Source organism: Kitasatospora terrestris (genome assembly GCF_039542905.1).
Taxonomy (GTDB): Bacteria; Actinomycetota; Actinomycetes; order Streptomycetales; family Streptomycetaceae; genus Kitasatospora; species Kitasatospora terrestris.
On sequence record NZ_BAABIS010000001.1, the window covers coordinates 3,975,091 to 3,999,207 of the forward strand.

The 24,117-nt window shown below is 72.9% G+C and carries 27 protein-coding genes, 1 tRNA gene and 1 pseudogene; 9 read left to right on the forward strand and 20 right to left on the reverse strand.

Annotated elements, in window-relative coordinates; all coding sequences use genetic code 11:
- Window positions 1–49 precede the first annotated feature (49 nt).
- Both ABEB06_RS18230 and ABEB06_RS18235 read right to left on the reverse strand, forming a co-directional pair.
- Window positions 50–742 (reverse strand): SDR family oxidoreductase, encoded by a 693-nt coding sequence (locus ABEB06_RS18230; RefSeq protein WP_345697929.1) that lies wholly within the window; start codon window positions 740–742, stop codon window positions 50–52.
- A 134-nt stretch (window positions 743–876) separates the two neighbouring features.
- Window positions 877–2,220, reverse strand: coding sequence for a sugar phosphate nucleotidyltransferase (locus ABEB06_RS18235; RefSeq protein WP_345697930.1), 1,344 nt, complete (start codon window positions 2,218–2,220; stop codon window positions 877–879).
- 466 nt (window positions 2,221–2,686) lie between these two features.
- Here ABEB06_RS18235 and ABEB06_RS18240 point away from each other — a divergent pair, with 466 nt between their 5' ends.
- From ABEB06_RS18240 to ABEB06_RS18250, 3 genes are all read left to right on the forward strand, one after another.
- Window positions 2,687–3,133, forward strand: coding sequence for an HAD family hydrolase (locus tag ABEB06_RS18240; RefSeq protein WP_345697931.1), 447 nt, complete (start codon window positions 2,687–2,689; stop codon window positions 3,131–3,133).
- 240 nt (window positions 3,134–3,373) lie between these two features.
- On the forward strand, window positions 3,374–4,318 hold the full coding sequence (locus ABEB06_RS18245; RefSeq protein WP_345697932.1) for a metallophosphoesterase: 945 nt from the start codon (window positions 3,374–3,376) through the stop codon (window positions 4,316–4,318).
- A 111-nt stretch (window positions 4,319–4,429) separates the two neighbouring features.
- Window positions 4,430–4,503, forward strand: a tRNA-Pro gene (locus tag ABEB06_RS18250).
- Between the two features lie 163 nt (window positions 4,504–4,666).
- Here the strand turns inward: ABEB06_RS18250 and ABEB06_RS18255 are convergent.
- On the reverse strand, window positions 4,667–4,870 hold the full coding sequence (locus ABEB06_RS18255) for a cold-shock protein (RefSeq protein ID WP_345697933.1): 204 nt from the start codon (window positions 4,868–4,870) through the stop codon (window positions 4,667–4,669).
- Between the two features lie 384 nt (window positions 4,871–5,254).
- Window positions 5,255–5,430 (reverse strand): annotated as a pseudogene (locus ABEB06_RS18260) (helix-turn-helix domain-containing protein); the annotation flags it as partial.
- Between the two features lie 14 nt (window positions 5,431–5,444).
- Here ABEB06_RS18260 and ABEB06_RS18265 point away from each other — a divergent pair.
- Window positions 5,445–5,687, forward strand: a complete 243-nt coding sequence (locus ABEB06_RS18265) for a hypothetical protein (RefSeq protein ID WP_345702123.1) — start codon at window positions 5,445–5,447, stop codon at window positions 5,685–5,687.
- Window positions 5,688–5,694: 7 nt separating this feature from the next.
- On the opposite strand, the gene ABEB06_RS18270 is transcribed toward ABEB06_RS18265, so the two are convergent.
- The 4 genes from ABEB06_RS18270 to ABEB06_RS18285 form a co-directional block, all read right to left on the reverse strand.
- Complete coding sequence (locus ABEB06_RS18270; protein ID WP_345697934.1) at window positions 5,695–6,417, reverse strand: SDR family NAD(P)-dependent oxidoreductase; 723 nt, start codon at window positions 6,415–6,417, stop codon at window positions 5,695–5,697.
- A gap of 50 nt (window positions 6,418–6,467) precedes the next feature.
- Window positions 6,468–6,989: a GNAT family N-acetyltransferase gene (locus ABEB06_RS18275; protein ID WP_425559782.1), complete on the reverse strand. Its 522-nt coding sequence runs from the start codon at window positions 6,987–6,989 to the stop codon at window positions 6,468–6,470.
- Window positions 6,990–7,039: 50 nt separating this feature from the next.
- A complete protein-coding gene (locus ABEB06_RS18280) occupies window positions 7,040–7,612 on the reverse strand; it encodes a helix-turn-helix domain-containing protein (RefSeq protein WP_345697935.1) in 573 nt (190 codons plus the stop codon).
- Between the two features lie 270 nt (window positions 7,613–7,882).
- Entirely contained in the window at window positions 7,883–8,422 is a 540-nt protein-coding gene (locus tag ABEB06_RS18285; RefSeq protein WP_345697936.1) for a DUF6197 family protein, read from the reverse strand.
- Between the two features lie 102 nt (window positions 8,423–8,524).
- On the opposite strand from ABEB06_RS18285, the gene ABEB06_RS18290 reads away from it, so the two are divergent.
- The 3 genes from ABEB06_RS18290 to ABEB06_RS18300 are packed head-to-tail and all read left to right on the forward strand — an operon-like array spanning window position 8,525 to window position 11,012.
- Complete coding sequence (locus ABEB06_RS18290) at window positions 8,525–10,357, forward strand: prolyl oligopeptidase family serine peptidase (protein ID WP_345697937.1); 1,833 nt, start codon at window positions 8,525–8,527, stop codon at window positions 10,355–10,357.
- On the forward strand, window positions 10,354–10,692 hold the full coding sequence (locus ABEB06_RS18295; RefSeq protein WP_345697938.1) for a hypothetical protein: 339 nt from the start codon (window positions 10,354–10,356) through the stop codon (window positions 10,690–10,692). The genes ABEB06_RS18290 and ABEB06_RS18295 overlap by 4 nt, the downstream gene beginning before the upstream one ends.
- Window positions 10,689–11,012: a hypothetical protein gene (locus ABEB06_RS18300; RefSeq protein ID WP_345697939.1), complete on the forward strand. Its 324-nt coding sequence runs from the start codon at window positions 10,689–10,691 to the stop codon at window positions 11,010–11,012. Before ABEB06_RS18295 ends, ABEB06_RS18300 begins: the two co-directional genes overlap by 4 nt.
- A 25-nt stretch (window positions 11,013–11,037) precedes the next feature.
- On the opposite strand, the gene ABEB06_RS18305 is transcribed toward ABEB06_RS18300, so the two are convergent.
- From ABEB06_RS18305 to ABEB06_RS18360, 12 genes are all read right to left on the reverse strand, one after another.
- Window positions 11,038–11,823 (reverse strand): SURF1 family protein, encoded by a 786-nt coding sequence (locus ABEB06_RS18305; RefSeq protein ID WP_345697940.1) that lies wholly within the window; start codon window positions 11,821–11,823, stop codon window positions 11,038–11,040.
- Between the two features lie 567 nt (window positions 11,824–12,390).
- Entirely contained in the window at window positions 12,391–13,410 is a 1,020-nt protein-coding gene (locus ABEB06_RS18310; RefSeq protein WP_345697941.1) for a hypothetical protein, read from the reverse strand.
- A gap of 109 nt (window positions 13,411–13,519) precedes the next feature.
- Complete coding sequence (locus ABEB06_RS18315; protein ID WP_345701892.1) at window positions 13,520–14,050, reverse strand: SigE family RNA polymerase sigma factor; 531 nt, start codon at window positions 14,048–14,050, stop codon at window positions 13,520–13,522.
- Between the two features lie 253 nt (window positions 14,051–14,303).
- Window positions 14,304–15,584: an aspartate kinase gene (locus tag ABEB06_RS18320; protein ID WP_345697942.1), complete on the reverse strand. Its 1,281-nt coding sequence runs from the start codon at window positions 15,582–15,584 to the stop codon at window positions 14,304–14,306.
- A gap of 238 nt (window positions 15,585–15,822) precedes the next feature.
- Window positions 15,823–16,467 (reverse strand): DUF5063 domain-containing protein, encoded by a 645-nt coding sequence (locus tag ABEB06_RS18325; RefSeq protein ID WP_345697943.1) that lies wholly within the window; start codon window positions 16,465–16,467, stop codon window positions 15,823–15,825.
- Window positions 16,460–17,059 (reverse strand): recombination mediator RecR, encoded by a 600-nt coding sequence (gene recR, locus ABEB06_RS18330; protein ID WP_345701893.1) that lies wholly within the window; start codon window positions 17,057–17,059, stop codon window positions 16,460–16,462. The genes ABEB06_RS18325 and recR overlap by 8 nt, the downstream gene beginning before the upstream one ends.
- Before the next feature lie 149 nt (window positions 17,060–17,208).
- On the reverse strand, window positions 17,209–17,739 hold the full coding sequence (locus tag ABEB06_RS18335; RefSeq protein ID WP_345697944.1) for a nuclear transport factor 2 family protein: 531 nt from the start codon (window positions 17,737–17,739) through the stop codon (window positions 17,209–17,211).
- A gap of 95 nt (window positions 17,740–17,834) precedes the next feature.
- Window positions 17,835–18,521, reverse strand: a complete 687-nt coding sequence (locus tag ABEB06_RS18340) for an NADPH-dependent F420 reductase (protein WP_345697945.1) — start codon at window positions 18,519–18,521, stop codon at window positions 17,835–17,837.
- A gap of 93 nt (window positions 18,522–18,614) precedes the next feature.
- The gene (locus ABEB06_RS18345) at window positions 18,615–20,060 is read right to left on the reverse strand and encodes an ankyrin repeat domain-containing protein (protein WP_345697946.1); all 1,446 of its coding nucleotides are present in this window, start codon (window positions 20,058–20,060) and stop codon (window positions 18,615–18,617) included.
- A 53-nt stretch (window positions 20,061–20,113) separates the two neighbouring features.
- Complete coding sequence (locus ABEB06_RS18350) at window positions 20,114–20,782, reverse strand: NAD(P)H-binding protein (RefSeq protein WP_345697947.1); 669 nt, start codon at window positions 20,780–20,782, stop codon at window positions 20,114–20,116.
- 32 nt (window positions 20,783–20,814) lie between these two features.
- Window positions 20,815–21,150: a nuclear transport factor 2 family protein gene (locus tag ABEB06_RS18355; RefSeq protein WP_345697948.1), complete on the reverse strand. Its 336-nt coding sequence runs from the start codon at window positions 21,148–21,150 to the stop codon at window positions 20,815–20,817.
- Between the two features lie 113 nt (window positions 21,151–21,263).
- Entirely contained in the window at window positions 21,264–22,736 is a 1,473-nt protein-coding gene (locus ABEB06_RS18360) for an MFS transporter (protein ID WP_345697949.1), read from the reverse strand.
- Between the two features lie 154 nt (window positions 22,737–22,890).
- Between ABEB06_RS18360 and ABEB06_RS18365 the strand changes: the two genes are divergently transcribed.
- Together ABEB06_RS18365 and ABEB06_RS18370 are read left to right on the forward strand one after the other, a co-directional pair.
- Window positions 22,891–23,370: a VOC family protein gene (locus ABEB06_RS18365; RefSeq protein ID WP_345697950.1), complete on the forward strand. Its 480-nt coding sequence runs from the start codon at window positions 22,891–22,893 to the stop codon at window positions 23,368–23,370.
- 47 nt (window positions 23,371–23,417) lie between these two features.
- Window positions 23,418–24,116: a TMEM175 family protein gene (locus ABEB06_RS18370; protein WP_345697951.1), complete on the forward strand. Its 699-nt coding sequence runs from the start codon at window positions 23,418–23,420 to the stop codon at window positions 24,114–24,116.
- Window position 24,117 lies beyond the last annotated feature (1 nt).

Below are 24,117 nucleotides of genomic sequence, written 5' to 3' on the forward strand. Positions count from 1 at the left end.
ACTCGGGCGTGGCGGCACTCGGGCGTGGCGCACTTCCGTCGCGGCGCGGTCAGGCCACGACGACGCGGTCCGTCTCCAGGGCGGCGAACGCCTGCTCCCAGTCGGTGAGTCGCGAACCCGGCTCGTTGAACATCTCGAAGGTGACCCCGGTCGCCGACGGCGAGTACAGGGCCTGCACGCAGGCGTCGGCCACGTCGGTGCGGCTGACCTGGCCGAAGCCCTGGTCGCCCTGCTCCAGTCGGACCCGGTCGCCGGCCGCGTGGTCGTCGATCAGCCAGCCCGGCCGGACCACCGTGTAGGGCAGGCCCCACTCGCGGAGCAGCTCCTCGCCGGCCCGGCGCCAGTCCAGCACCCGGCCGTAGGCGTTCAGCGGGTGGCCGCGGTGGGTCGCGTGCAGCTGGCTGACCAGCACCACGTGCGGCCGGGCGCCGCCGGCGGTGGCCGCCTCCAGTACGTTGCGCAGCCCCAGGTACAGGGTCGCCTCGGGCCGGTCGGGGCCCTCGTCGTCGGTGCCCGGCTCGACGCAGAAGACCACCGCGGAGGTCCACGCCAGCGGCTCGGCCAGGGTGGCGGGGTCGCGTACGTCACCCGGGGTGAAGGTCGCCCCGGGTGGCAGCAGCCGTCTTGCCGGCTGCACCGTACGCCCGAGTGCGCGTACCGTCTCGCCGCGGTCCAGCAGGCGCTGAACGATCAGTCGTCCGAGTCGGCCGGAACCGCCGACCACCGCAACGGGGCTGTCCATCAGGGTCCTCCTCTGAGCTGTGCTGGGCTTAAGGGGCTGTCCCGTTCCTTGGGCTGTACGAGGGTGCCGCGAGCCGTCGACCTGTCGGCAGGCCGGCCGAGCAAAACGTTTCTTCAGATCCGTGGGCGGCCGGGTCAGACCCAGCGCAGGATGTCGTCCGAGCTGGTCAGCCTGGTCCCCGAGGGCAGGTTGGCGATCGCCGGGACCTTCAGCCGCGGGTAGACGCTGACGCCCGAGAGACGGGTGCCGGGCCACAGGTAGGCGCCGTCGCCGACCGCCGAGTACGAGTCGAGCCGCACCGGCTGGGCCCGCTCCGAGCGGATCTCCACCATCGGCCCGACGTAGCTGTCCTTGATGTCCGCGTACGGGCCGACCACCGCCGAGTCGCCCAGCGAGGTGCCGACCAGGGTGGCGCCCTCCCGGACCTCGACCCCGTCGCCGATGTCCGCGTACTCCAGCCGCACGTCGTTGCCGATGGTCACGTGACGGCCGATCCGCACGCCCGGGCCGATCCGCACCGAGCCGTCGGCGATCTTGTCGGCCAGCGTGGTCCCGGTGACGTCGTCCCGGGTCACCAGGCTGGACTCGTGCACCCAGAACCGGGGCTTGTCGCTGTGCGGGGCCGGCATCAGCTGGTTCATCTGGGGGTAGTCGCCGGCCAGCACGTTGCGCAGGGTCACCAGGTAGTCCTCGACGTTGCCGAGGTCGCCCAGCCGGGCGATGTGGTGCGAGGCCACCGTGTGGCCGTGGCAGACCAGCCAGGGCAGCAGCTCGCCGCCCCAGTCGAGGCGCTGCTGCGCCTGGCGCATCAGCTTCGGCTCCCGGGCCAGCGCCCGCAGCCGACCGCAGTCGATCAGGTACATCCCCGCGTTGGTGGGGATCAGCGCGCCCGTGTCGCCCATCGCGTCCGGGAACACCTCGTGCACCCGGGCCAGGTCCGGCTTCTCCACGAAGCCGGTGACCCGCCCCTCGGCGTCGGTGGTCATCGCGCCGTACTTGCCCGACACCTCGACGGGGGTGCGGGCGACCGCCGCGACGGTCACCACGGCCCCGGTCGTCCGGTGCGTGGTCTGCAGCTCGGCCAGCGAGAAGTCGAAGATGGAGTCGACCGGCAGCACCAGCGCACTGCCCGTCAGGTCCCACTGCTCCAGGTTGTGCAGGGTCGCCGCGCCGGACCCGACGTTGTACCGGTCGAAGCTCGACCGGGAGTAGCGGACGTCGACGCCGTACCGCTCGCCGTGGCCGAGCAGCAGCTTGATCTGGCTGCGGTTCTCCAGGCCCTGGGCGACCACGTAGAAGCGGCGGATGCCCTGCTCGCGGCAGGCGTCGATCACCCACTCGATCAGGCGGCGCCCGGCGAACGGGATCAGCGCCTTGCTGCGTATGTAGTCGGCGGACTCCAGGGTGATGGGCTTGGCCCGCTCACCCCGGCCCCCGGCCAGGATGATCCCGACCGTGTCGACGTCTCCCCCGGTCATGTCATTCCTCTGCGTCGGCAACCCTGTCCGACGAGAGTCAACACGACTTGTAAATATCTGTCAATCATGATGTCAATACGATCGACCTGGGCCGCACCCGCCCTGCTCAAGCCCGGCTCGGGCGGCCTGTGACAGGGCCCCGTCAGCTGATCCATCGTCAGTCTCCGCCGCTGCCACGGGAGCTGACCGTCGCGGCCGGGCGCCGGACGGGGCCGGAGCGGGGGCGTTGTGCGCCGATTGCCCCGATCCGCGCATTCCCGAGCCATTGCGCGAATTTACAATCGTTCCGCGCCGCTTTGCCCCATTCCGACTGCGATTTTTGAACCAATCGCAACCCTGCTCCGTCATCCAACGTCGCTGCGCGATCACCCAATGCGCTATTTTTCACTGGTACACCATTGGCCGCCCGCCAATGGTCCGAGCTGTGGGGGCAGGCGTGGCAGGCGGAGGCGCGGACGATTTTGCGGTGGCGGAGCTGCGGCGGGCGGCATTCTTCGATCTCAGGGAGGGTGTGACGGATTCGGCGGCACTCGCCGCCGACGCGATGATCCGCCACCGCGAAGCCGGCGACTTAGTGGTCCACATGGTCCACCGAATCGAGGAGGAGCCGCCGGACGGCCGCCCGGAAGGCGCCCCCGACCTGCTCCTCTACGTCGAGAACGACCTCGGGCACGGGATCGGCCCGGAGGTTCGCAGTCCGTTCGGCGCCCGGCTCGGCGCAGTTGTCGAGTTCATGGCAAGGCTGGGACTCTCCCCCACCCGCTGCTTCGGATACGGCGATCACCTGGACGCCGCCGGAATGCTCTGCGTCGTCGGCAATCCGCGCGTCCTCGGCCAGGACCCGGAAATCATCGAATACGCCCGTGAGCGCGGCTGGCCGACATCCGGCGATTCGACCATCGGGATTTCGTAACGCCCCACCGGCGGTCTGCACCACTTACGCCCGGCGCATCCGACCGGCTCCCAGACTGCGCGACTAACCATTGACAGCCAGTCAAGCCGGTGTCAACCCCGTTTCCGCGCAACGCCGTTTTCACGCCGCCCTCCCGCCTCCGCCGCAGCTCGGGCCCCTTCCCGCCCTGCCCCCGCCCTGCCCCCGCCCCGCGCCCGCCCCCGTTTCAGCGCTCGGCCCGCGGGCTGAGAGCATGGACCGATGCGACCCCTGTACTCCGTGCCCCTCGGCATCGCCGCAGCCGGTGCCGCCTGTCTCGCCTACTCCGCCGGGTACGAAGTGCGCGCGTTCCGGCTGCGACGCGTCGAGGTGCCGATCCTGCCGGCCGGGGCCAGGCCGATCCGCGTCCTCCAGGTCTCCGACATCCACATGGTCACCGGCCAGGCCAAGAAGCAGCGCTGGCTGCAGAGCCTCGCCGGACTCCGGCCCGACCTCGTCGTCAACACCGGGGACAACCTCTCCGACCCGCTCGGCGTGCCCGCCGCCCTCGACGCGCTCGGCCCGCTGATGGAGTTCCCCGGCGTCTACGTCTTCGGCTCCAACGACTACTACGGCCCCGCCCGCAAGAGCCCCACCCGGTACCTCAAGGCCCTGCGCACCGGCGTCCACGGCCTCAACAACCCCGACGGCTCCAGCCGCCGCGGCATCACCGGCGCCGTCCACAACCCCTGGCAGGACCTCCGCGACGGCTTCGACGCCGCCGGCTGGCTCGACCTCAACAACGCCCGCGGCCGCCTCGACGTCGCAGGCCTCGACATCGAGTTCACCGGCCTCGACGACCCGCACATCCGCCACGACCGCTACGAGAAGGTCGCCGGCGGCCCCTCCGCCGACGCCGACCTCTCCCTCGCCGTCGTCCACGCGCCCTACCTCCGCGTCCTCGACGCCTTCACCGCCGACCGCTACCCGCTCGTCCTCGCCGGCCACACCCACGGCGGCCAGCTCTGCATCCCCTTCTACGGCGCCCTGGTCACCAACTGCGACCTCGACACCGACCGGGTCAAGGGCCTCTCCACCCACACCGCCGGCGGCCACCGCTCCTACCTCCACGTCTCCGCCGGCTGCGGCACCAACCGCTACACCCCCGTCCGCTTCGCCTGCCCCCCGGAGGCCACCCTCCTCACCCTCACCCCCGCCCCCCGCTGACCCGCCCCTGACCAGCGACGACGCCCCGCCGGGAATCGGATTTCGTCTCTCGCCGCACCTCCTGTAGAGTTCTACTCGTTGCGCCGGAGACGGAAGGCAACGAAGCAGGACCGGGGTATAGCGCAGCTTGGTAGCGCGCTTCGTTCGGGACGAAGAGGCCGTGGGTTCAAATCCCGCTACCCCGACTTCGTAACACCAGCTCAGGGCCGGTGACTCGCAAGAGTCACCGGCCCTGACTGCGTTTCGGGTGCCGTGCCGGAGCCGGTGGGGAGAAAGCCGAAGGGCCCGCACCGTGCGGGTGCACGGTGCGGGCCCGGGCTGCTCGGCGGTGCCTGGCAGCGGGACGTACTAGAGCGGGCGAATGTTCTCCGCCTGCGGGCCCTTCTGGCCCTGCGTGACGTCGAACTCGACCTTCTGGCCCTCGAGCAGCTCACGGAAGCCGTTGGCCTGGATGTTCGAGTAGTGGGCGAACACGTCGGGACCGCCGCCCTCCTGCTCGATGAAGCCGAAGCCCTTCTCCGAGTTGAACCACTTCACGGTGCCGTTAGCCATAAAAAATATCCTTCGAATGGGGAGGTTCGGAACCCACGGGCAAACGGTCCGGGCAGAAAAATGCGCCTGCGTCGGAACCAGCAGGCGCACACCAAGCTCAAGCTCATGGGAACCACAACTGCAACTACCACCGACTGTACCAGGGGCCGAACCGAAACGGGCGAATTCTCCGCACCCGTTTCACCACTGCACCTCTGACCTTCGGCGATGCCGGGAAGTCAGCGTGGCACGGGCCCCTCCCCGCGCGGCTGACCGGGCAATTCGCGCCGGAGATCCTCTCGTTTTACGACCATGGGAGGAATGCGGCCCGGGCTGGTGCCCTCTCCGTGGACGGCCGCAGAAAATCGCTTGCGGCGGGAATGCGGCGCGGGCGGACGGACCGGGCTACGCCTCCCGGCGGTAGCGGCCCGGGGGCAGGCCGTGGTCGCGTTTGAAGGCGTGGGCGAAGGCGTACTCGAGGCGTAGCCGACGTGGGCGGCGACGGCGCGCAAGGGATGGTCGGTGGTGCGCAGGAGGCGGGCGGCAGTGGTCATCCGCCACCAGGTGAGGTAGGCCGGCGGGGCCGGCCGAGCAGGTGCGGATCGTCGGGGAGGCGACGGGCCGGCCGGCCCGGTGGGAGGAGCTCCCCCGGGAGGACGCCCGCCGGCGGATGCTCGACAGCGGCCGGCCGTCCGCGATCGTGGACGGCGCACTCGATCACCTCGCCGCGCGGATCGCCGATCCGGAGCGGGCCGGCACCGCCGTCGAGGACGTCACCGGCGCACCGGCCCGCTCACCGCGTTCCCGGGCCGCCGACCATGCCGGGCTGCTCCGCTGAGGGAGGGTCACCAGGCCAGCGGGCGGCCGTGGCGGAAGAAGCCGCCGGTGGGGCCGGAGTCGGGGATGGTGACGGCCCACAGGACGCTGGCGGCGCCCGTGGAGACGGGGGCGCCGCCGCCTCCGCCCATGTCGGTGGCGACCCAGCCGGGGCAGACGGCGTTGACCAGGACGCCGTCGGAACGGAGTTCGCCGGCGAGGGTGCGGGTGAGGGCGTTGAGGGCGGCCTTGGTGAGGCTGTAGGAGGGGGTGCCGCCGCCCATGGAGGCGAGGGAGCCGCCCTCGCTGGAGACGTTGACGATCCGGGGGTGGTCCGACCGGCGGAGCAGGGGGATGAACGCCTGGGCGACCTGCCAGGCGCCGTACAGGTTGGTCTCCATGGTGCGGCGGACCTCGTCGAGGTCGACGGAGACGGCGCGGCGGCCGGTGTCGTAGTTGATCGCGGCGTTGTTGACCAGGACGTCGAGGCGGCCGAACTCGGCGTCGACGGAGCGGGCGAGCTCGTGGACGCCGGCGGCGTCCGTGACGTCGAGCGCGCGGGGCAGGACGGTGCCGCGCAGGCGGGAACCGCGGGTCAGGTCGGCGGCGGCGTTCTTGGCGGCCTGCGGGTCGCGGGCGCAGAGCAGCACGGTGTGGCCGAGTTCGGCGAGCTGCCGGACGGTCTCGCGGCCGATGCCGCGGTTGGCGCCGGTGACGAGCGAGATCGGTGCCGAGGAGGCGGAGGAGTCCATGGCCGACCCCTTCCCCCTCCGCCGCGGATCATCCCGGCGACCTGGGACAGTCAGCCGACGGACTTGTAGAAGAAACTGCAGGACGCCAGGGTGCCGTCCGGGTCGGCGGCGTAGCCGGGGACGAGGCCGTACCGGGTCCAGCCGGCCGAGTGGTAGAGCCGCTCGGCGGGGCTGCCGGTGCGGGTGTCGAGCAGCAGGAGGGTGGCGGAGGCGGCGGCCGCGGCGTGTTCGGCGGTGTCGAGGAGCCGACGGGCGAGGCCCCGGCCGCGGGCGTCGCGGTGGACCATCAGCTTCACCACCTCGGCGCGGTGGCGGCCGTTGTCCTTGTCGCCGAGGACGAGGCTGACGGTGCCGAGGATCCGGCCGCCGGGATCGCGGGCGACCCAGGTCAGGCGGCTCCCGTCGGCCAGTGCCGTCTCGTACCGGAGCCACCAGGCGGCCGCGTCGGCGTGGTCGAGGGCGGCCAGGAAGCCGATCGACGCACCGTCGGCGACGGCGTCGAGGAGCAGCTCGCCGAGCCCGTCCCGGCAGGCCGTCAGGTCGGTGGCGGTGAGGCGGACGATCTCGGTCACGGCGGGTGTCCCCCGGTCGGTGGCGGTGTTCACGCGGTCGGTGGCGGTGTTCACGGCAGGACCACGGCGATGACGTAGCGGACGGGGTCCGGGCCGGGGCAGTGGAAGCGGGACGGCCCCCAGAGCCGGAAGCGCAGGCAGTCGCCGGCGGCGAGGAGGTGGGACTCGCCGCGGACGGTGATCTCGAGCGTGCCGTCCAGGACCCACAGGTGCTGTTCGAGCCCGGGAACGGGCGGGGCGTCGTAGTCGATGGCGGCGGCGGGACGCAGCGTGCCCTCGATCAGCTCGCCGCGCAGGCCGGCGTGCGGCGGGGAGACGGAGCGGCGGACGAAGCCGGACGCGGTGTCCTGCCAGACCGGCTGGTCGGCGGCGCGGAGCAGTTGCGGGGGCTCGGCCTCGACCTCGGCGAGCAGGCGGGACATGGTGCGGCCGTACGCGGAGCAGAGGCGGCCGAGCTGGGCGGCGGTGGGGCTGATCTCCGCGCGTTCGAGGCGGGAGAGGGTGGAGCGGCTGACGCCGCTGCGGGCGGCGAGGTCGTCGAGCGACCAGGCGTGCTCGGCGCGGAGCCCGGCGAGGCGGGCGGCGAGGCGCAGGTCTTCGGGGGACGGTTCCGGTTCTCTCACATCCGGGAGGATATCCCGAATCAGGGACGCGAGGGGACGGCCGTCCGCGGCGGGGCGGGAGGCGGGGCTACGCCCACCCGGGTGACGGGCGGCGGGCGGCGGGCGGCGCGGGGCTCCGGGTCGCTGGGCTGCGCCCGGCCCGGGCAGAGCTCGCGGGCCGGGCGCAGGATCGGGGGGTCGGGCCGGGGCGGTCGTCCGGCGACGGACACCGGGGCGGCAGGCGGCTGAAGGCCGGGGCGGCAGGCGGCTGGAGGCCGGGTCGGCGGGCCGTCAGATGCCGAGATGGAGGGCGCGGGTGGCGGCGTGCGCGAGGAGCTGGTGGACGTCGGCCCGGGTGGTGGTGGGGTGGTCGTTGTAGGCGTCCGGGGAGTCGACGGGCCGGCCGGTGGCGTGGAGGACCTCCATGACCTGGGCGCGGGCGCGGCGGACGGTGTACGGGGTGCCGTAGCCGTGGGCGAGGACGGCGGCCTGGGCGCCGAGCAGGCAGACCCGGCCGGCGGCGTCCCACATGGCTCCCTGGAGCCAGCCGTGCGCGGTGAGGTAGCGGGAGGTGAGGGTGAGGTGGCCGGCGACGGTGACGTCCGCGGGGCGGGCCGGGCGGCGGACGACCCGGTCGAGGAGGGTGCGGCGGGGCAGCGGGTAGCCGGCGTTCCAGGGCTGGAGGGTGGAGCCGAGCGGGCTGACGTAGGGGCGGGAGGGGCGGGCGGGGGCGGGGAGGGTGGCCAGGTACGCCTCGATCTCCTCGGCGAGGCCGGAGCCGTCGACGAGGTCCAGCAGCGGGGCGTGCGGGGCGCGCAGGGTGTCGGACAACGGAACTCCATTGCTATTTGTCCATATTCGTACCGCTTTCGTTGATAACCCCTGTCGCCGTCCGCTGCCTGTCGGCGCGCCGGATCGGGTTGGATGGTGGCCATGAGCGAGCAGACGACGAGCGCCGTACCGGCGTGGGAGCAGCGGTTCCGGGCAGCGCGGGTCTCGCTGCCCGAGTGGGCGGACGACGCCCCGGACCGCGCGCTGTACGTGTCGAACGCGACCGGCACCTACGAGGTGTACGCGTGGGACCGCACGGCGGGCACCCACCGCCGGGTCACCGACCGTCCGAACGGCACCACCGACGCCGAGCTGAGCCCCGACGGCGCGTGGATCTGGTGGTTCGACGACACCGACGGCGACGAGTTCGGCGTCTGGCGCCGGCAGCCGTTCGCGGGCGGCGCCGACGAGGAGGCCGTCCCCGGCGTGCCGGCCGCGTACTCCGCGGGGCTGGCCCTCGGCCGGGACGGCACCGTGGTGGTCGGCACCTCCACCGACGACGAGGGCACCACCCTCCACCTGCGGCGCCCCGGCGCCGAGACGACGGAGGTGATCTACCACCACGCCGAGTACGGGGGCGTCGGCGACCTCTCCCAGGACGGCGCGCTGCTGGCCATCGACCACACCGAGCACGGCGACGCCATGCACTCCGCGATCCGGGTGGTGCGCACCGCCGACGGCTCGACCGTCGCCGAGCTGGACGAGGTGACCGGCCGCCAGGAGCAGGAGGCCCGCGGCGTGGCCTGCCTCGGCTTCGCCCCGGCCGACGGCGACCCCCGGCTGCTGGTCGCGCACCAGCGCCGCGGCCGCTGGGAGCCGATGATCTGGGACGTCGCCGCCGGCACCGAGACCGAGCTGAAGCTGCGCGACGAGCAGGGCCGCGAGTTCCCCGGCGACCTGTCCGCGCAGTGGCGGCCGGACGCCCGCGCGCTGCTGATCGAGCACGAGTACGAGGCGCGCAGCGAGCTGTTCTCGTACGACCTCGCGGGCGGCGAGCTGACCCGCCTGGACACCCCGCGCGGCACCGTCTCCGGCGCCACCGCGCGGCCGGACGGCACGGTCGAGTTCCTGTGGTCCTCGGCGGCGGAGCCGTCCGCCGTCCGCTCCACCTCCGGCGAGGTGGTGCTGCGGGCCCCCGGGCCGGTCCCGCCGCGCTCGGTGCCGATCGAGGACGTCTGGGTCGACGGACCGGGCGGCCGGGTGCACGCCCTGGTCCAGCGCCCGGCCGGCGAGGGCCCGTACCCGACCGTGTTCGAGATCCACGGCGGGCCGACGTACCACGACAGCGACTCCTTCGCGGCCGGCCCGGCCGCCTGGCTCGACCACGGCTTCGCCGTCGTCCGGGTCAACTACCGGGGCTCCACCGGCTACGGACAGGCGTGGACCGACGCGCTGCGCGAGCGGGTCGGCCTGATCGAGCTGGAGGACATCGCCGCGGTCCGCGCCTGGGCGGTGGAGTCCGGCCTCGCCGACCCGTCCCGGCTGGTGCTCTCCGGCGGCTCCTGGGGCGGCTACCTGACCCTGCTCGGCCTCGGCACCCAGCCCGACCACTGGACGCTCGGCCTCGCCGCCGTCCCGGTCGCCGACTACCTCACGGCGTACGCGGACGAGATGGAGGCGCTCAAGTCGCTGGACCGCACGCTCTTCGGCGGCACCCCGGAGGAGGTCCCCGAGCGCTGGCGCGCCTCCTCCCCCCTCACCTACGTCGAGCAGGTCAGCGCCCCGGTGTACATCAGCGCCGGCGTCAACGACCCCCGCTGCCCGATCCGGCAGATCGAGAACTACGTCGAAAGGCTGGAGGCCCTCGGCAAGACCCACGAGGTCTACCGCTACGATGCCGGACACGGTTCGCTGGTCGTCGACGAGCGGATCAAGCAGCTCCGCCTGGAGATCGACTTCGTCCGGCGGCACCTCGGGGAGGGAGACGGCCAGTGATCGGACGCGTCGCGTCGGCCGGCGCGCTGGCCGCGGTGCTGATCTTCGGGACCACCGCGTGCTCCGACCGCGACGACTGCTCGTCGGCCTCGGCCGCCTCGGCCGTCTCCGCCCAGCTGCTCGCCAAGGGCGGCGGCGGTCACGGCGGTGGCGGCGGTGGTGGCGGGAAGAGCAGCAGCAGTAGCGGCAGCAGCAAGGGCTCACGCACCTCCAAGGGGTCCAAGAGCTCCGGATCCGGCTCCAGCAGCACCTCCCGCACCACCCGGACCGGCGGCTCCGACAACTGCGGCAACCGCACACCGGTGCCCGGCAACCCCACGGGGGTCAAGCGGTGAACGCCCGGACCACGGCCGCCACCCTCGCGGTGGCGGCCCTGCTGCTCACCACGAGCGGCTGCTCCGACCAGGACGAGGACGGCTGCGGCGACGCGGCCGGCCCCGTCACCTCCGTCGACGCCTTCATCCCGGCGGACGCCTCCGCCCAACTGCTCGCCAAGAGCAGCAAGGGCGGCAGGAGCAGCTCCGGCAGCCGCGGCTCCAAGAGCTCGCGCACCACCGTCCACCACCACTCGCACGGGGACGGGGACGGCGACGACTGCGCCGCACCCTCGCCGAAGCCCTCCTGGACCTTCCCGCCGGCGACGCCCACGCGGTAGCCCGGCCGCCGGCGGCGGCCGGTTGCTACGCGGCGGGCTCCAGGCCCAGCTCGCGGTCCTCGACGGCCTCCGCCTCACGGCGCACCAGCCGCCACCACATGAACACCACGAACCCGGCGAAGACGAACCACTCCAAGGTGTAGCCCAGGTTCTGGAACGCCCGCAGGCTCAGACCGTCCCCGCCCTGCGGCTGCACCGTCGGCACCGCCGTCAGACCGGCCGGCGCCGCGTCCGCGGCCACCCAGCCGTCGTACACGGCGTACGGCATCACGTTCACCAGCGTCGCCGGGCTGATCGTGCCCAGCTGGCCGGACGGCAGACCGCCCGCCACCGCACCGCCACTGCCGCTGTTCTCCGGCGCCTGCAGCCGGCCCACCACCGTCACCTCGCCGTCCGGGACGGCCGGCACCGCCGCGCCCGCCGCGGCACCCGGCGCCCAGCCCCGCACCACCGCGACCGCCCGGCCGTCGGACGTGGTCAGCGGGGTCAGCACGTAGAAGCCCTGGCGGCCGTCGACCGTGCGGTCGGGGACCAGCAACTGGTGCGAGGCGTCGAACCGGCCGGTCGCGGTGACCGTCCGCCCGACCGTGTCCGTACCGACCCTGGCGGCCGGACCCTCCAGCACCTGCGACAGCGGCTGCGCCGCAGCGGTCGACGCGGAGGCCGCCGCCCTGGACGTGTCCTTGTGCGAGTCGACCCGGTCCTCGAACCGCCCCAGCTGCCAGGAACCGAGCAACAGGCAGACCACGATCGCCGCCAACGCGACAACAGTGCCGCCGAGCCACCGCGGGGTCAGGAGAAACCGGTACACACCACCACGGTAACCACCCCCGACACCGCCCCCGCCCACCGGGGCACGACACCACCACCCGAGGGCATCTCCCGCGCACTCCCGTCCCAGCCGGAGGCCCCCCACGGCCGCCGGCCGGGACCGCGGCGGAACGAACGCGACCCCCGAGCGGACCACCGTCCCGCCGGAGGCGGTCGTTCTCCCGTGGAGCGTCCCGCCGAAGGCGATCCCGCGGAGCACCCCACCGAAGGCGATCGTTCTCCCGGAGCGGCCGCCGGAGGCGATCCCGCGGACCACCGTCCCGCCGGAGGCGGTCGTTCTCCCGTGGAGCGTCCCGCCGAAGGCGATCCCGCGGAGCACCCCGCCGGAGGCGATCGTTCTCCCGGAGCGTCCCGCCGGAGGCGATCCCGCGGAGCACCCCGCCGGAGGCGATCCCGCGGAGCACCCCGCCGGAGGCGGTCGTTCTCCCGCGGAGCGTCCCGCCGAAGGCGATCCCGCGGAGCACCCCGCCGGAGGCGGTGCCGTCCCGGACCGTGGCTCCGCCCGAAGCGGTGCCGTCCCGGACCGTGGCCCTGTCGGGGCGTGGGGTCAGCTCGGGGTGGGGGTGGGTGGGGCCGGGGTGGGAGTGGGGGCGGGTTCGGGGGCGGACTGGTAGACGGTGCCGTCGCAGGCGCCCTTGAGCTGAGCGGTGGCGAGGGCGGGGGTGCCGGTGGCGAGGGCGTAGGAGAGCGTCAGGGTGTTGTCGGGCCCGGCGGTGGTGGCGGTGGGGGCGGCCGTCGGGTCGGTGGAGGGGCCGGGGCTGGACCCGGGGGCGGCGCTGCCCGCAGGGGCGACGGCGGCCGCGCTGGTGTCGGCCTGGGCGACGGACTGGCCGGCGGCGCTGGGGGCGGCGGTGGCGGTGTCGCAGGCCCGGCCGGGAACCCAGCCGAACCGGACGACGTACGCGGCGCCCGGCGCGAGCACGACCTCGCGCGGCAGGCTCGCCGGATCGGGCAGCCCGTCGGCCGGGTCGCCGGCCGCGTGGGCGAGGACCCGGACGGTGCCGCCGCCGGCGCCGGGGGCGGCGACTGCGTCGACGGTGCCGGCCCGGTCGATCCGGCAGCTCTGCGCGGAGGTGTTGGCGACGTGGAACCAGCCGTAGACCCGGCCGGCGGCGTCGGCGGGGTCGATCCGGGCGTCGGCCTTGCCGAGGGCGGCGGGGAGGCAGGCGGGGACGGCGCCGGTCGCGCCGGGCGTCGGTGTGCCGCTCGGGCCGGCGCTGCCGCTGGCGGTGGGAGCGGCGCTGGAGGGGTCGGCGGCGGCGGGTGGCTGGGCGGGGGCGGATCTGGTGACGGATCCGGTCGGCGGGTGGGTGGGGCGGGCGCTGCCGGGGGCGCCGGCGGCACCGGCCGTGGCACCGCCGGAGAGGTCGAAGAGCGGGTCGACGCCGTGCAGGGCGGGCAGGGCGACGGCGGCGGTGAGGGTAACGGCGGCGGCGCCGGTCCAGGCGTTGCGGCGGCGGGCACGGCGGCGCGGTACGGCGACCCGGAGCCGGGGCAGGGCGGCGGCGTCGGGTTCGAGGTCGTCGACGGCGAGGCGCAGCCGGGCGCGGAGTTCACGTTCCGTCATCCCGCCCCCGCCGGAGCCGGACCCGCCCGGGCCGGATCCGGCCGGGCGCCCCGGACCACCCGGGCCGCCCGGTGCTCCCGGGCCGCCCGGGCCGGGGCCCGCGGAGCGGTCAGTCATCGCTGCCGCTCTCCATCAGCGTGCGCAGTGCCGTGAGTCCGCGCGAGCCGTACGCCTTCACCGAGCCGATGGAGATGCCGAGCACCTCGGCGACCTGAGCCTCGGTCAGATCCGCGTAGTAGCGCAGCACGAGCACCTCCCGCTGACGGCGTTGCAACCCCCGTAGCGCGGTCCTCAGCTGATCGCGCTCCAGCGCATCGTAGGCCCCTTCCTCTGCACTGGCCATGTCAGGCATGGGCTTGGGCAGCAGCCGCAGGCCGAGGATCCGTCGCCGCAGCGTGGACCGGGAGAGGTTGACCACGGTCTGCCGCAGGTAGGCCAGGGTCTTCTCCGGGTCGCGGACCCGTCGCCGGGCGGCGTGCACCCGGATGAAGGCTTCCTGGACGACGTCCTCGCAGGAGGAGAGGTCGTCGAGGAGCAGGGCCGCCAGTCGCAGCAGGGAACGGTAGTGCGCCTGGTAGGTCTCGGTGAGCTGATCGACGCTGGCCCCGGTCGCGTCCGCTGCCGCCGCAGCAAGGCCCATCCGACTATCGACCGGCCGTCGGGCCGCCCCGAGCGGGATGGCCACCGCCACCGCCGCCCCCATCATGTTCGCCACGCCTGTTGGACACTCGATCCCCTGTCCTGGTTGCCCTGACCCGGGGGGCATTCTCCACCAAAGGCGAATCCCCCTCCAGAGCTCGGACGCTCCGGAAGGGGATTCTGACAGACTGTCTCACCGCCCGCTGGGGGAACGGCTACGATCCCGGCCGACGGCGGGGGTCGGCGACCGCCGGTCAGCGGCCGGTGCCCCCGTAGACGACGGCCTCGTCGGTGTCGCTGTCCAGGCCGAACGCGGTGTGCACGGCGCGGACGGCCTCCGGGACGTCCTCGGCGCGGGTGACCACCGAGATGCGGATCTCCGAGGTGGAGATCAGCTCGATGTTGACGCCGGCCTCGGAGAGCGCCTCGAAGAAGGTCGCGGTGACACCCGGGTTGGACCGCATGCCAGCGCCGACCAGGGAGATCTTGCCGATCGCGTCGTCGTAGCGCAGCGACTCGTAGCCGATGCCCTCCTTGACCCGGCCGAGCGCGTCGATGGCCTTCTGGCCCTCGGTCTTCGGCAGGGTGAAGGTGATGTCGGTGAGGCCGGTGGAGGTGGCGGAGACGTTCTGCACCACCATGTCGATGTTGACCTCGGCGTCCGCGATGGCGCGGAAGATGCGGGCCGCCTCGCCCGGCTTGTCCGGCACGCCGACGACCGTGATCTTGGCCTCGGACGTGTCGTGGGCGACTCCGGAGATGATGGCCTGCTCCATCTCGCCCCCTTCGGGCTTGTTCGGGTTGTCGTTGCTGACGATCGTCCCCGGGAGACCGGAGAAGGACGAGCGTACGTGAATCGGGATGTTGTAGCGCCGCGCGTACTCCACGCAGCGGTCCAGCAGCACCTTGGAGCCGGAGGAGGCCAGCTCCAGCATGTCCTCGAACGCGATCCAGTCGATCTTGCGCGCCTTCTTGACCACGCGCGGGTCGGCGGTGAAGACGCCGTCGACGTCGGTGTAGATCTCGCAGACCTCGGCGCCGAGCGCCGCGGCCAGCGCGACGGCGGTGGTGTCGGAGCCGCCGCGGCCGAGCGTGGTGATGTCCTTGGAGACCTGGGAGACGCCCTGGAAGCCGGCCACGATCGCGACGTTGCCCTCGTCGAGGGCGTTGCGGATGCGGCCCGGCGTCACGTCGATGATGCGCGCCTTGTTGTGCGTCGAGTCGGTGATCACACCGGCCTGGCTGCCCGTGAAGGACTGGGCGTCGAAGCCCAGCGTTTTGATCGCCATGGCCAGCAGCGCCATGGAGATGCGCTCTCCGGCGGTCAGCAGCATGTCGAACTCACGGCCGGACGGAATAGGGGTCACCTGCTCCGCGAGTTCGATGAGCTCGTCCGTCGTGTCGCCCATCGCGGAGACCACGACGACGACCTCATGGCCGGCCTTCCTGGTGTCCACGATTCGACGGGCGACGCGCTTGATGCCCTCGGCATCCGCAACGGATGAGCCGCCGTACTTCTGCACGACAAGGCCCACGGGGGCTCCTCGACTTGGGGTGGTCTGGTCGCGGCCAGTCTAACGACGCGGTCACGCCGAACCGGGGCATTCCGCATACTGAGACGGCCATATCGAACCGTGGTCACCCCGGACGGGCAGGTCTGCGGACCCGGCCCGGCCGCCCAGGAGATTTGCCGGGGAGCCGACCGCCTGCTCCCCGGATTTCGCGCGCCCGGAAATTTCTGACGGTTGCGTCACAGCGCCCGTCGGAGACCCGTCACAGCCCGAGTTCGGCGGCCATCAGGTCGCCCGCCTGCTTCTCCAGCTCCTCGTCGCTCAGCCCGTCGTTGTCGGTGTCCGCACCGTCGGGCGCGGCGCCGAGCGGGCTGTCCAGCCGGACGTGCGCGACCAGCGACTGCAGCGCCCGCAGCACCGCCGAGCAGGTCGTGCCCCAGTTGGACAGGTACGAGAACTGCCACCACCACAGCGCCTCGCTGATCCGGCCCTCCCGGTAGTGGGTCAGGCCGTGCCGCAGCTCGCTGACCACCCCCGCGAGGTCGTCGGAGATCCGGAAGGCGTTCGGCATCTCCGACGGCCCGTACGGGTCGAAGACCTCGTGGTAGACGTCGATCGGGGCGAGCAGCTCGGCCAGCCGGTCCCGCAGCTCCACGCCGTCCGGCTCGGGGCCCGCGTCGGGCTCGAAGCGGTCCTCCGGCAGGACGTCCTCGATCGCACCGAGCCGGCCGCCGGCCAGCAGCAGCTGGGAGACCTCGAGCAGCAGCAGCGAGATGGCGCTGCCCGGCTCGTCGCCCTTGGCGACCTCGGTGACGGCGAGCACGAAGCTCTCCACCGAGTCGGCGATCTGGACCGCGAAGTCGTCGGGCTCGTCGTTGTGGGTGAGGGTGTGGCTACGTTCAGACATCGAGCAGTCGTCTCCCTTCGAAGGCCCGGCCGAGGGTGACCTCGTCGGCGTACTCCAAGTCCCCGCCGACGGGCAGGCCGCTCGCCAGCCGGGTGACCTTGAGGCCCATCGGCTTGCACAGCCGGGCCAGGTAGGTGGCGGTGGCCTCCCCCTCCAGATTGGGGTCGGTGGCCAGGATCAGCTCGGTGACGGTGCCGTCGGCGAGCCGGGTCATCAGCTCGCGGATCCGCAGGTCGTCCGGGCCGACGCCCTCGATCGGGCTGATCGCGCCGCCCAGCACGTGGTAGCGGCCGCGGAACTCCCGGGTGCGCTCGATGGCCACCACGTCCTTGGGCTCCTCGACCACGCAGATCACCGCCAGGTCGCGGCGCGGGTCCAGACAGACCCGGCACCGCTCGGCCTCGGCGACGTTGCCGCACACCACGCAGAAGCGGACCCGGTCCTTGACCTCCAGCAGCGCGTGCGCCAGCCGGCGGACGTCCACCGGGTCGGACTGCAGCACGTGGAAGGCGATCCGCTGCGCGCTCTTGGGCCCGACGCCGGGCAGCCTGCCCAGTTCGTCGATCAGGTCCTGAACCACGCCCTCGTACAACGTCACGCCTTCCGCCGGCCCGGACGGTCACCGGGGTCCGATTGCTCCGGTGCCATCATCCAACGAATCGGGCGTCGGACACACCATCCGACGCCCGACTCGTGGAATCCGTTCCCGTCGCACCCGGCTCGGGCCCGATCGGGCCCGGCTCAGACGTAGCGGCCGATCACGTCGACGATCACACCGTCCTTGATCAGGTAGGCGTAGGTGAAGTGCTCGGTGACCCCGCCGCCGCGGGCGGTGAAGACGTACTCGATCACGGTGCGGTCGCCCTTGGTGGTGACCGAGATCTCCCGGTAGTGGCCCTTGTCGTCCACCACGTCGGGGCGGATGAAGGTGTTGACGATCGCGTCCCGGCCGGTGAACTGCGAACCGGCCCGGTCGAAGTGGGCGTTCGGGGCGAACGCCGCGGTGATGCCCGCGACGTCGCCGCGGTTGGCGGCGTCGGTGTAGCCGCGCGCCACCCCGAGGTCGCCCGCGCCGGGGGTGCCGGTGCTCGCGGGCAGCGCCTCGGCGGCGGCCACCACGGCGTCGGTGGTGCCGGTGGCGCTGATCTCGGCGGCGGCGGGCCGCCGGTCGGCGCCGGAGTCGGTGGTGGCCGCGCAGGCGGTGCAGAGCACGGCGACGCTGAGCATGGCGGCCGCGGCCTGGGCGGCCCGGCGGGTCAGCTGGTCGGTCATCGGTCTGGCTCCTCGCGTTCGGCTGTTCTCGGCTTCGGCGGTTGTCGGCTTCTGCGGTTGTCGTCGGGATGCGGTCCGCTGCGGGATCCGGCCGGTCAGGCCCGCTGGACGTGGAAGTTGAAGTCCCAGGTGCCGAGCGCGCCCCACACCCGGATCCAGAGCGGCAGCAGCTGCTCGGTGCCGCGGGCCGCGGTCAGGTCGCCGAGGTCGACGACCGACCCGGCGGGCCAGCCGAAGGCGGCCAGCAGCTCGGCGGTCTCCTTCTTGGCGGCCTCGTCGTCGCCGCACAGGAAGACCTCGTGCGGGCCGGCCAGCCGGCCGGGCTCGACCATCACCGAGCAGTTCATGGTGTTGAGCGTCTTGACCACCCGGGCGGCCGGGAAGGCCCGCTGGATGGACTCGGCGAGGCTGTCGGTGTTGACCGGGTCCAGGGTCGGCGGCATCCCGTTCGAGAAGTCGAGCGGGTTGGCGACGTCGATCAGCACCTTGCCGGCCAGGTTCTCCGCGCCGGCGGCGGTCAGCGCGCCGATGCTGGCCGAGCCGAGCGAGGCGTTGACCACCGTGTCGGCGCCGGCCGCGGCCTCGGCGAAGCCGGTCAGCTCGATCTCGGGGTGCTCGGCGGCCCAGAGGGCGTACGGCGGGTTGCCGTAGCCGTCCGGCTCGGTGCGGGCCAGGGTCTGCTCGACGTCCCGGGTGCCGACGGCGACCCGGTGGCCGAGCGAGGCCAGCTTGGCCGCCAGGGTCCGGCCGACGATGCCGGTTCCGATGACTGCGTAGCGCATGGCGGTGTGCTCTCCCTGTCGGTGGCAGTGGTGGGGCGACACGCCTGCGGGCCCCGGGAGCGGCCCCGGGGCCCGCAGGGTGCTTCGGGGGCGTCAGGCCGCCGGGGCCAGCCGGACGGCCAGCTCGTGGTCGGCGCCGAGCACCTCGACCGCCAGGTCGTACGGGGTCTTGCCGTCGTGACCGGTCAGGTCGGTGCGGGCGCCCGCGTCGATCAGGATCCGGGCGCAGTCCTCCCAGCCGTGCCACAGCGCGTCGTGCAGCGGGGTGTAGCCGTTGGTGGCGCCCTGGAAGTCCAGGTCGATGCCGTCCGCCACCACCAGGTCGGCGGTGATCGCGGCGTGGCCGTTGTAGACGGCCTTGTGCAGCGGGACGGCGCCGAAGCAGGGCTCGACCGCGTTGACGGCGGCGCCGGCGGCGAGCAGCAGGCGGGTGATCTCCTGGTGGCCGTCGCGGGTGGCGACGTGCAGCGGGGTGTGGCCGTCGTTGAAGCCGTTGAGCCGCGGGAAGCGGGCCTCGACGTCCGCGCCGGCCGCCAGCAGCGAGCGGACCTGCTCGACGTCGTCGGCGACCACGGCGGCCATCAGCTGCTGGGAGGCGACCGTCTCGGCGTCGCTCTTGCGGCGGTCCTCCAGCAGCTGCTCGGCGCGCAGCAGCAGGTCCTTGCCGCGGGTGTTGACGTTGAGCTCGTACTCGAAGTGCTGGCGCAGCGAGAAGCCGTAGTGGGTGTAGACCTCCAGGCCGGCGCCCTGGTCGAGCAGGTAGCCGACCAGGTCCGGGTACTTGAACCAGAGGGCGTCCATCAGCGGGGTGTGGCCCGTGGTGGGCGCGACCGCGTCGACGAAGGCGCCGGCCTCGACCAGCAGGCGGGCGACCGCGACGCTGCCGCTCTGGCAGGCCTTGTGCAGCGCGGTGGCGCCGGCCCGGGAGTCGGCGGTGTGCGGGTCGGCGCCGGCCTCCAGCAGCAGGGCGACGAGGGTCTCGTCGCCGCGGCCGGCGGCGATCAGCAGCGGGGTGAGGCCGCTGTCGGCGTCCCGGCGGTTGACGTCGGCGCCCTCGACCTCGATCAGGGTGCGGGCGGTGTCGGCGTCGCCGGCGTGCACGGCGGCGAGCAGGCGCTCCTGGCGGTCGGCGGTGAAGGCCGCCACCTCGCCGTTGGGGTCGAAGTAGACCTTCCAGTGGGTGATCTTGCCGGAGTCTCCGACGACGAAGCGGTGCGCGTCCTCGATCTCGAACTCCTGCCGGGTGCGGGTCTGCGCGGCCCGGGTGTAGACCACGGCGAACGCGGTGTCGCCCTCGGCCCGCAGGTCGCGGACGCCGTAGTCGAGCACCTCGGTGGTCTCGGCCCGGACGCCGAACGCCGCCTGGACGGCCTCCCGGCCGAGGTGCCGGCCCAGGTAGGGGATGACCTGGTTGTAGCGGTCCTGCGGCAGCTCGAAGTCGATGTCCTCGGCCAGGGTGCCTATGACGGTCTCCATGTCGCCGCGGCTGAGGGCGTCGAACCAGCCGGCCACGACCTCGTGGGTGCGGTTGCTGTCCATTGCGGGCGGGCTCCTATCGGACGGGATCCGGGATCAGAGGGACTGCTCCGGACTCAGTGAGAATCGGGGGTCAGCGTGCTGAACAGGTCGTCCCAGTCGGCTCGGACGCCGCCGGACGTGTTGTACATCTCGAAGGTCAGCGAGCGGGCGGCCGGGCTGTAGAGCGACTGCACCACGGCGTCCGCGACGTCCTGGCGGGTGATCTCGCCGTCGCCGGTGTCGCCCTGCTCCAGGCGCACGCCGGTGCCGCCGCGGCCGCCGGTCAGCCAGCTGGGCCGGACCACGGTGTAGGGCAGGCCGGAGCGGCGGATCGCGTCCTCGCCGGCCAGGCGCATGTCGAGCATCCGGCCGGTCCGGTTGATCGGGTGGTTCTTGCGGGTCACGTAGATCTGGCTGACCAGCACGACGTGCGGCTTCTCGCCGCCGGCGGTGGCCGCGTCCAGGACGTTGAGCACGCCCTGGTACATGGTGGCCTCGGGGCTGTCCGGGCCGCTGTTGGCGGTGCCCGGCTCGACGCTGATCACCACGGCCGAGAGGCCGGCCAGCGGGAGGGACAGCGACTGGCGGTCCCGCACGTCCGCCTGGTGGGGCTCGGCGCCGGACTGGACGCCGCGCGGACGGCGGCTCAGCACCCGCACCTCCTCGCCGCGTTCGAGCAGTCCGGCCACCACCAGGCGGCCGATCCGACCCGCTCCGCCGACGACCGCTACCGGGTTCTCCACTGGTGCTCCTTCAGGTTCGGCGCCGGCGCGGCTCAGGCGAACCGGCCGACGATCTCGGTGATATGACCCATATTCACCCGATAGGTGTACACAAGGTCCTCACGCAGGCCTCGGGGTGTCGCGAACCGGTAGCCGACGGCCACCTCGCCCGGGCGGTCCTCGGCGGGCGCCCCGGTCTCCCGGTACCGCCCCGCCACCTCCACCACCCAGGGGACGAAGAAACGGTGCACCGCCGACTCGCGGCCCTCGTAGACGGCGCCGGCCATCTCCACCCTGGCCTCGGGGGCGAGGGCGGCGAGCAGCTCGGACACGTCTCCCCGATTGGCCGCCGCGATGAACTCGCGGGCGACGTCCAGGGCTTCCGACATTTATTAATCCAAGTCTATGACTGTTTGTCAAACAGCGAGTCAAATGCGCTTTCCGGAGGCGCCCGCCGGACCGAGGGAGAAGAGGTCCGGCGGGCACCGGGGAACCGGGCGGTTCAGCGCTCGGCCGCGGCCTCGCTCAGCGGGCGGGAGGCCGCCCGCTCGGCGGGGGCGGCCACCGCGGCGGCCGCCGTCGGACGCAGGCCGAAGAAGCCGACCAGCAGACCGGCGACCGAGAACAGGCCGGCCACCAGGAAGGCCCAGCGGAAGTGCGCGACACCCGCGTCGGCGCCACCGGTCGCGGTCAGCACCGCGGCCAGCACGGCCACGCCGACACCGGCGCCGACCTGGTACGAGGCGGTGATCAGACCGGCCGCGACGCCCTGGCGCTCGTCCGCCACGCCGCTGACGCCGGCGATGTTGACGGTCGGGTAGACCAGGCCGTTGCCGATGCCGTGCAGGATGATGCCCGGCAGGATCGCGGTGGTGTACCCGCTGCCCACGCCCACGCCCAGGTAGAGCAGGACGCCGGTGGCCTGGATCAGCATGCCGATGGTGACCACCGCGCGGGTGCCCCAGCGGCCGACCAGCGGACCGGCCGCGAACTTCGCCACCGCGACGATGATCACGCCGAGCGGCAGGAAGGCGAAGGCCGTGGTCAGCGCCGAGTAGTGCAGGGTCTCCTGCAGGTACAGGGTGGCGACGAACTGCCAGCCGATGGTGGAGCCGGCCCACACCACGCTCACCAGGTTGGCGGTGCTCAGCGAGCGGGAGCGGAACAGCGAGAGCGGGACCAGCGGCGAGCGGTGGCGCGCCTCGATGGCCACGAACGCGACCAGCAGGGCCACCGCGCCGGCCAGCGTGCCGATGGTGCCGGCCGACGCCCAGCCCCAGGCCGGGGCCTGGACCAGGCCGTAGACCAGCAGCATGACGCCGAGGGTCACGGTCAGCGCGCCCGCGGCGTCGATCTTCGAGCCGCCGGTCCGCGGGCCGTCCGCCTTGATCAGCGGGCTGGCCAGCAGCACCGCGATCGCGATGACGCCCGGCGCGAAGAACACCAGCCGCCAGTCGATCTCGGTCAGCACGCCGGAGAGGACCAGGCCGAAGCTGTAGCCGCCGGCGCCGGTCATCGCGAAGACGCCGAGCGCGCGGTTGCGCTCGTCGCCCTCCCGGAAGGTGGTGGTGATCAGCGACATCGCGGCGGGGGCGGTGAAGCCGGCCGCGATGCCCTTGAGCACGCGGGTGGCGATCAGCAGGCCGCCCGCGGTGAGGATGCCGCCGAGCAGGCTGGCGACGATGAAGACGACGGTCGCGGCCATGAAGGTGCGGCGACGGCCCCAGATGTCGGCGACCCGGCCGCCGAGCAGGAGGAACCCGCCGTAACCCACGGTGTAGCCCGAGACGAGCCACTGCAGCGAGCCGTCGGACAGGCCCAGGCCGGTCTTGATGCTGGGCAGCGAGACGCCCAGCAGGGAGATGTCGAGCGCGTCGAGGAAGACCGCCCCGCACAGGATCAGCAGCGCCAGCCGCTTCCTGCTGTCGGACAGCTCTCCCGGGTCCGCGGTCGATACGCGGTCGATGGTTGTCATGACGGTTCTGGCTCCTCAGGTCTCTGGACAGGACGAGGTCGGGGAGCGCGGAAACCCACGCCCCTTCAGAAAACTCCTAGAGTCAAATATTGTCAATCGCACAGTCAATCGCCTACGCTGCCGAGCACGCCATCGGACCACCCACGGAGGATCCATGACCACCGAGTTGACCCGGGAAGAGGCGCGGGAGTTGACGCGGGAAAACGTCCGGGACCAGGTCTCCCGGCACGTCACCGGGATGTCGAGCTGCCTGGTGGTGGCCGACCTCGACCGCGCCGCGCACTGGTACCGGCGGGTGTTCGGCTTCGAGACCGTCAGCCGGCTCGACATCCCCGAGCGCGGCGAGCGGGTCGCCTTCCTCGCCGCCGGCCCGCTGCGCCTCGAACTCGCCGAGCGGGACGGCTCCGCCGCCCTGCACCGGGCCGACCCGCCCGAGCACGGATTCGTCCAGGGCCCCAGCCACCTGGCCTTCTACGTCGACGACCTGGACGCCGTCCTCGCCGAGCTCGCCGGCCTCGGCGTGCCCGTCGCCGTCGGACCGGTCGACATCGCCCCGCTCGCCCTCTCGGTCGCCTTCGTGCGCGACATCGAGGGCCACCTCATCGAGTTCGTCCAGAGCCCCGGCCGGAGCTGACCCGAGGTCAGCCCGCGTCCGCCCGCCCCGATCGGAGGAAGCCCCGCATGGTGACCGCGACCGAACCGATGGTCGAGGAGGCCGAGGACGCCCTCGGCAACGTGGAGATGTCCCCGCAGCGGCTGGAGGCGTTCAGCGACGGCGTGTTCGCGATCGCCATCACCCTGCTGATCCTCGAGGTCCACGCCCCCGGACCGGAGGCGATGCGCGCCGGTCTCGGCGACGCCCTGCTCCACCTGTGGCCCTCGTACGCGGCCTACTCGGTCACCTTCCTGCTGATCGGGATGATCTGGCTCAACCACCACCTGGTGTTCCACTACATCACCAAGGTGGACCGGCCGCTGATGATCCTCAACCTGATGATGCTGCTGTCGGTGGCCTTCCTGCCCTTCCCCACCGCCGTGCTCGCCGACGCCGTGACCGTCGGCCACGGCGAGAAGGTGGCCGCCGCGCTGTACGGCATCGTGCTCATCCTCGGCGGCGTCTTCTTCAACGCCATCTGGATCTACGCCTCGCGCGACCACCAGCACCTCGGCGGGCACATCACCCCCGAACAGGCCCGGCGGATCCGCGTCCGCTTCGGCATCGGCCCGTTCCTGTACCTCACCGCGGTGCTGATCTCGATCTTCAACGCGACCGTGAGCATCTGCTTCTACGTCGTGCTGCTGATCTCCTACTTCATCGACGTCAGCCCCAAGTCGTCCCGGCCCCAGGCCACTTCGCCCGAACCGCCTAAGGAGTACTGAG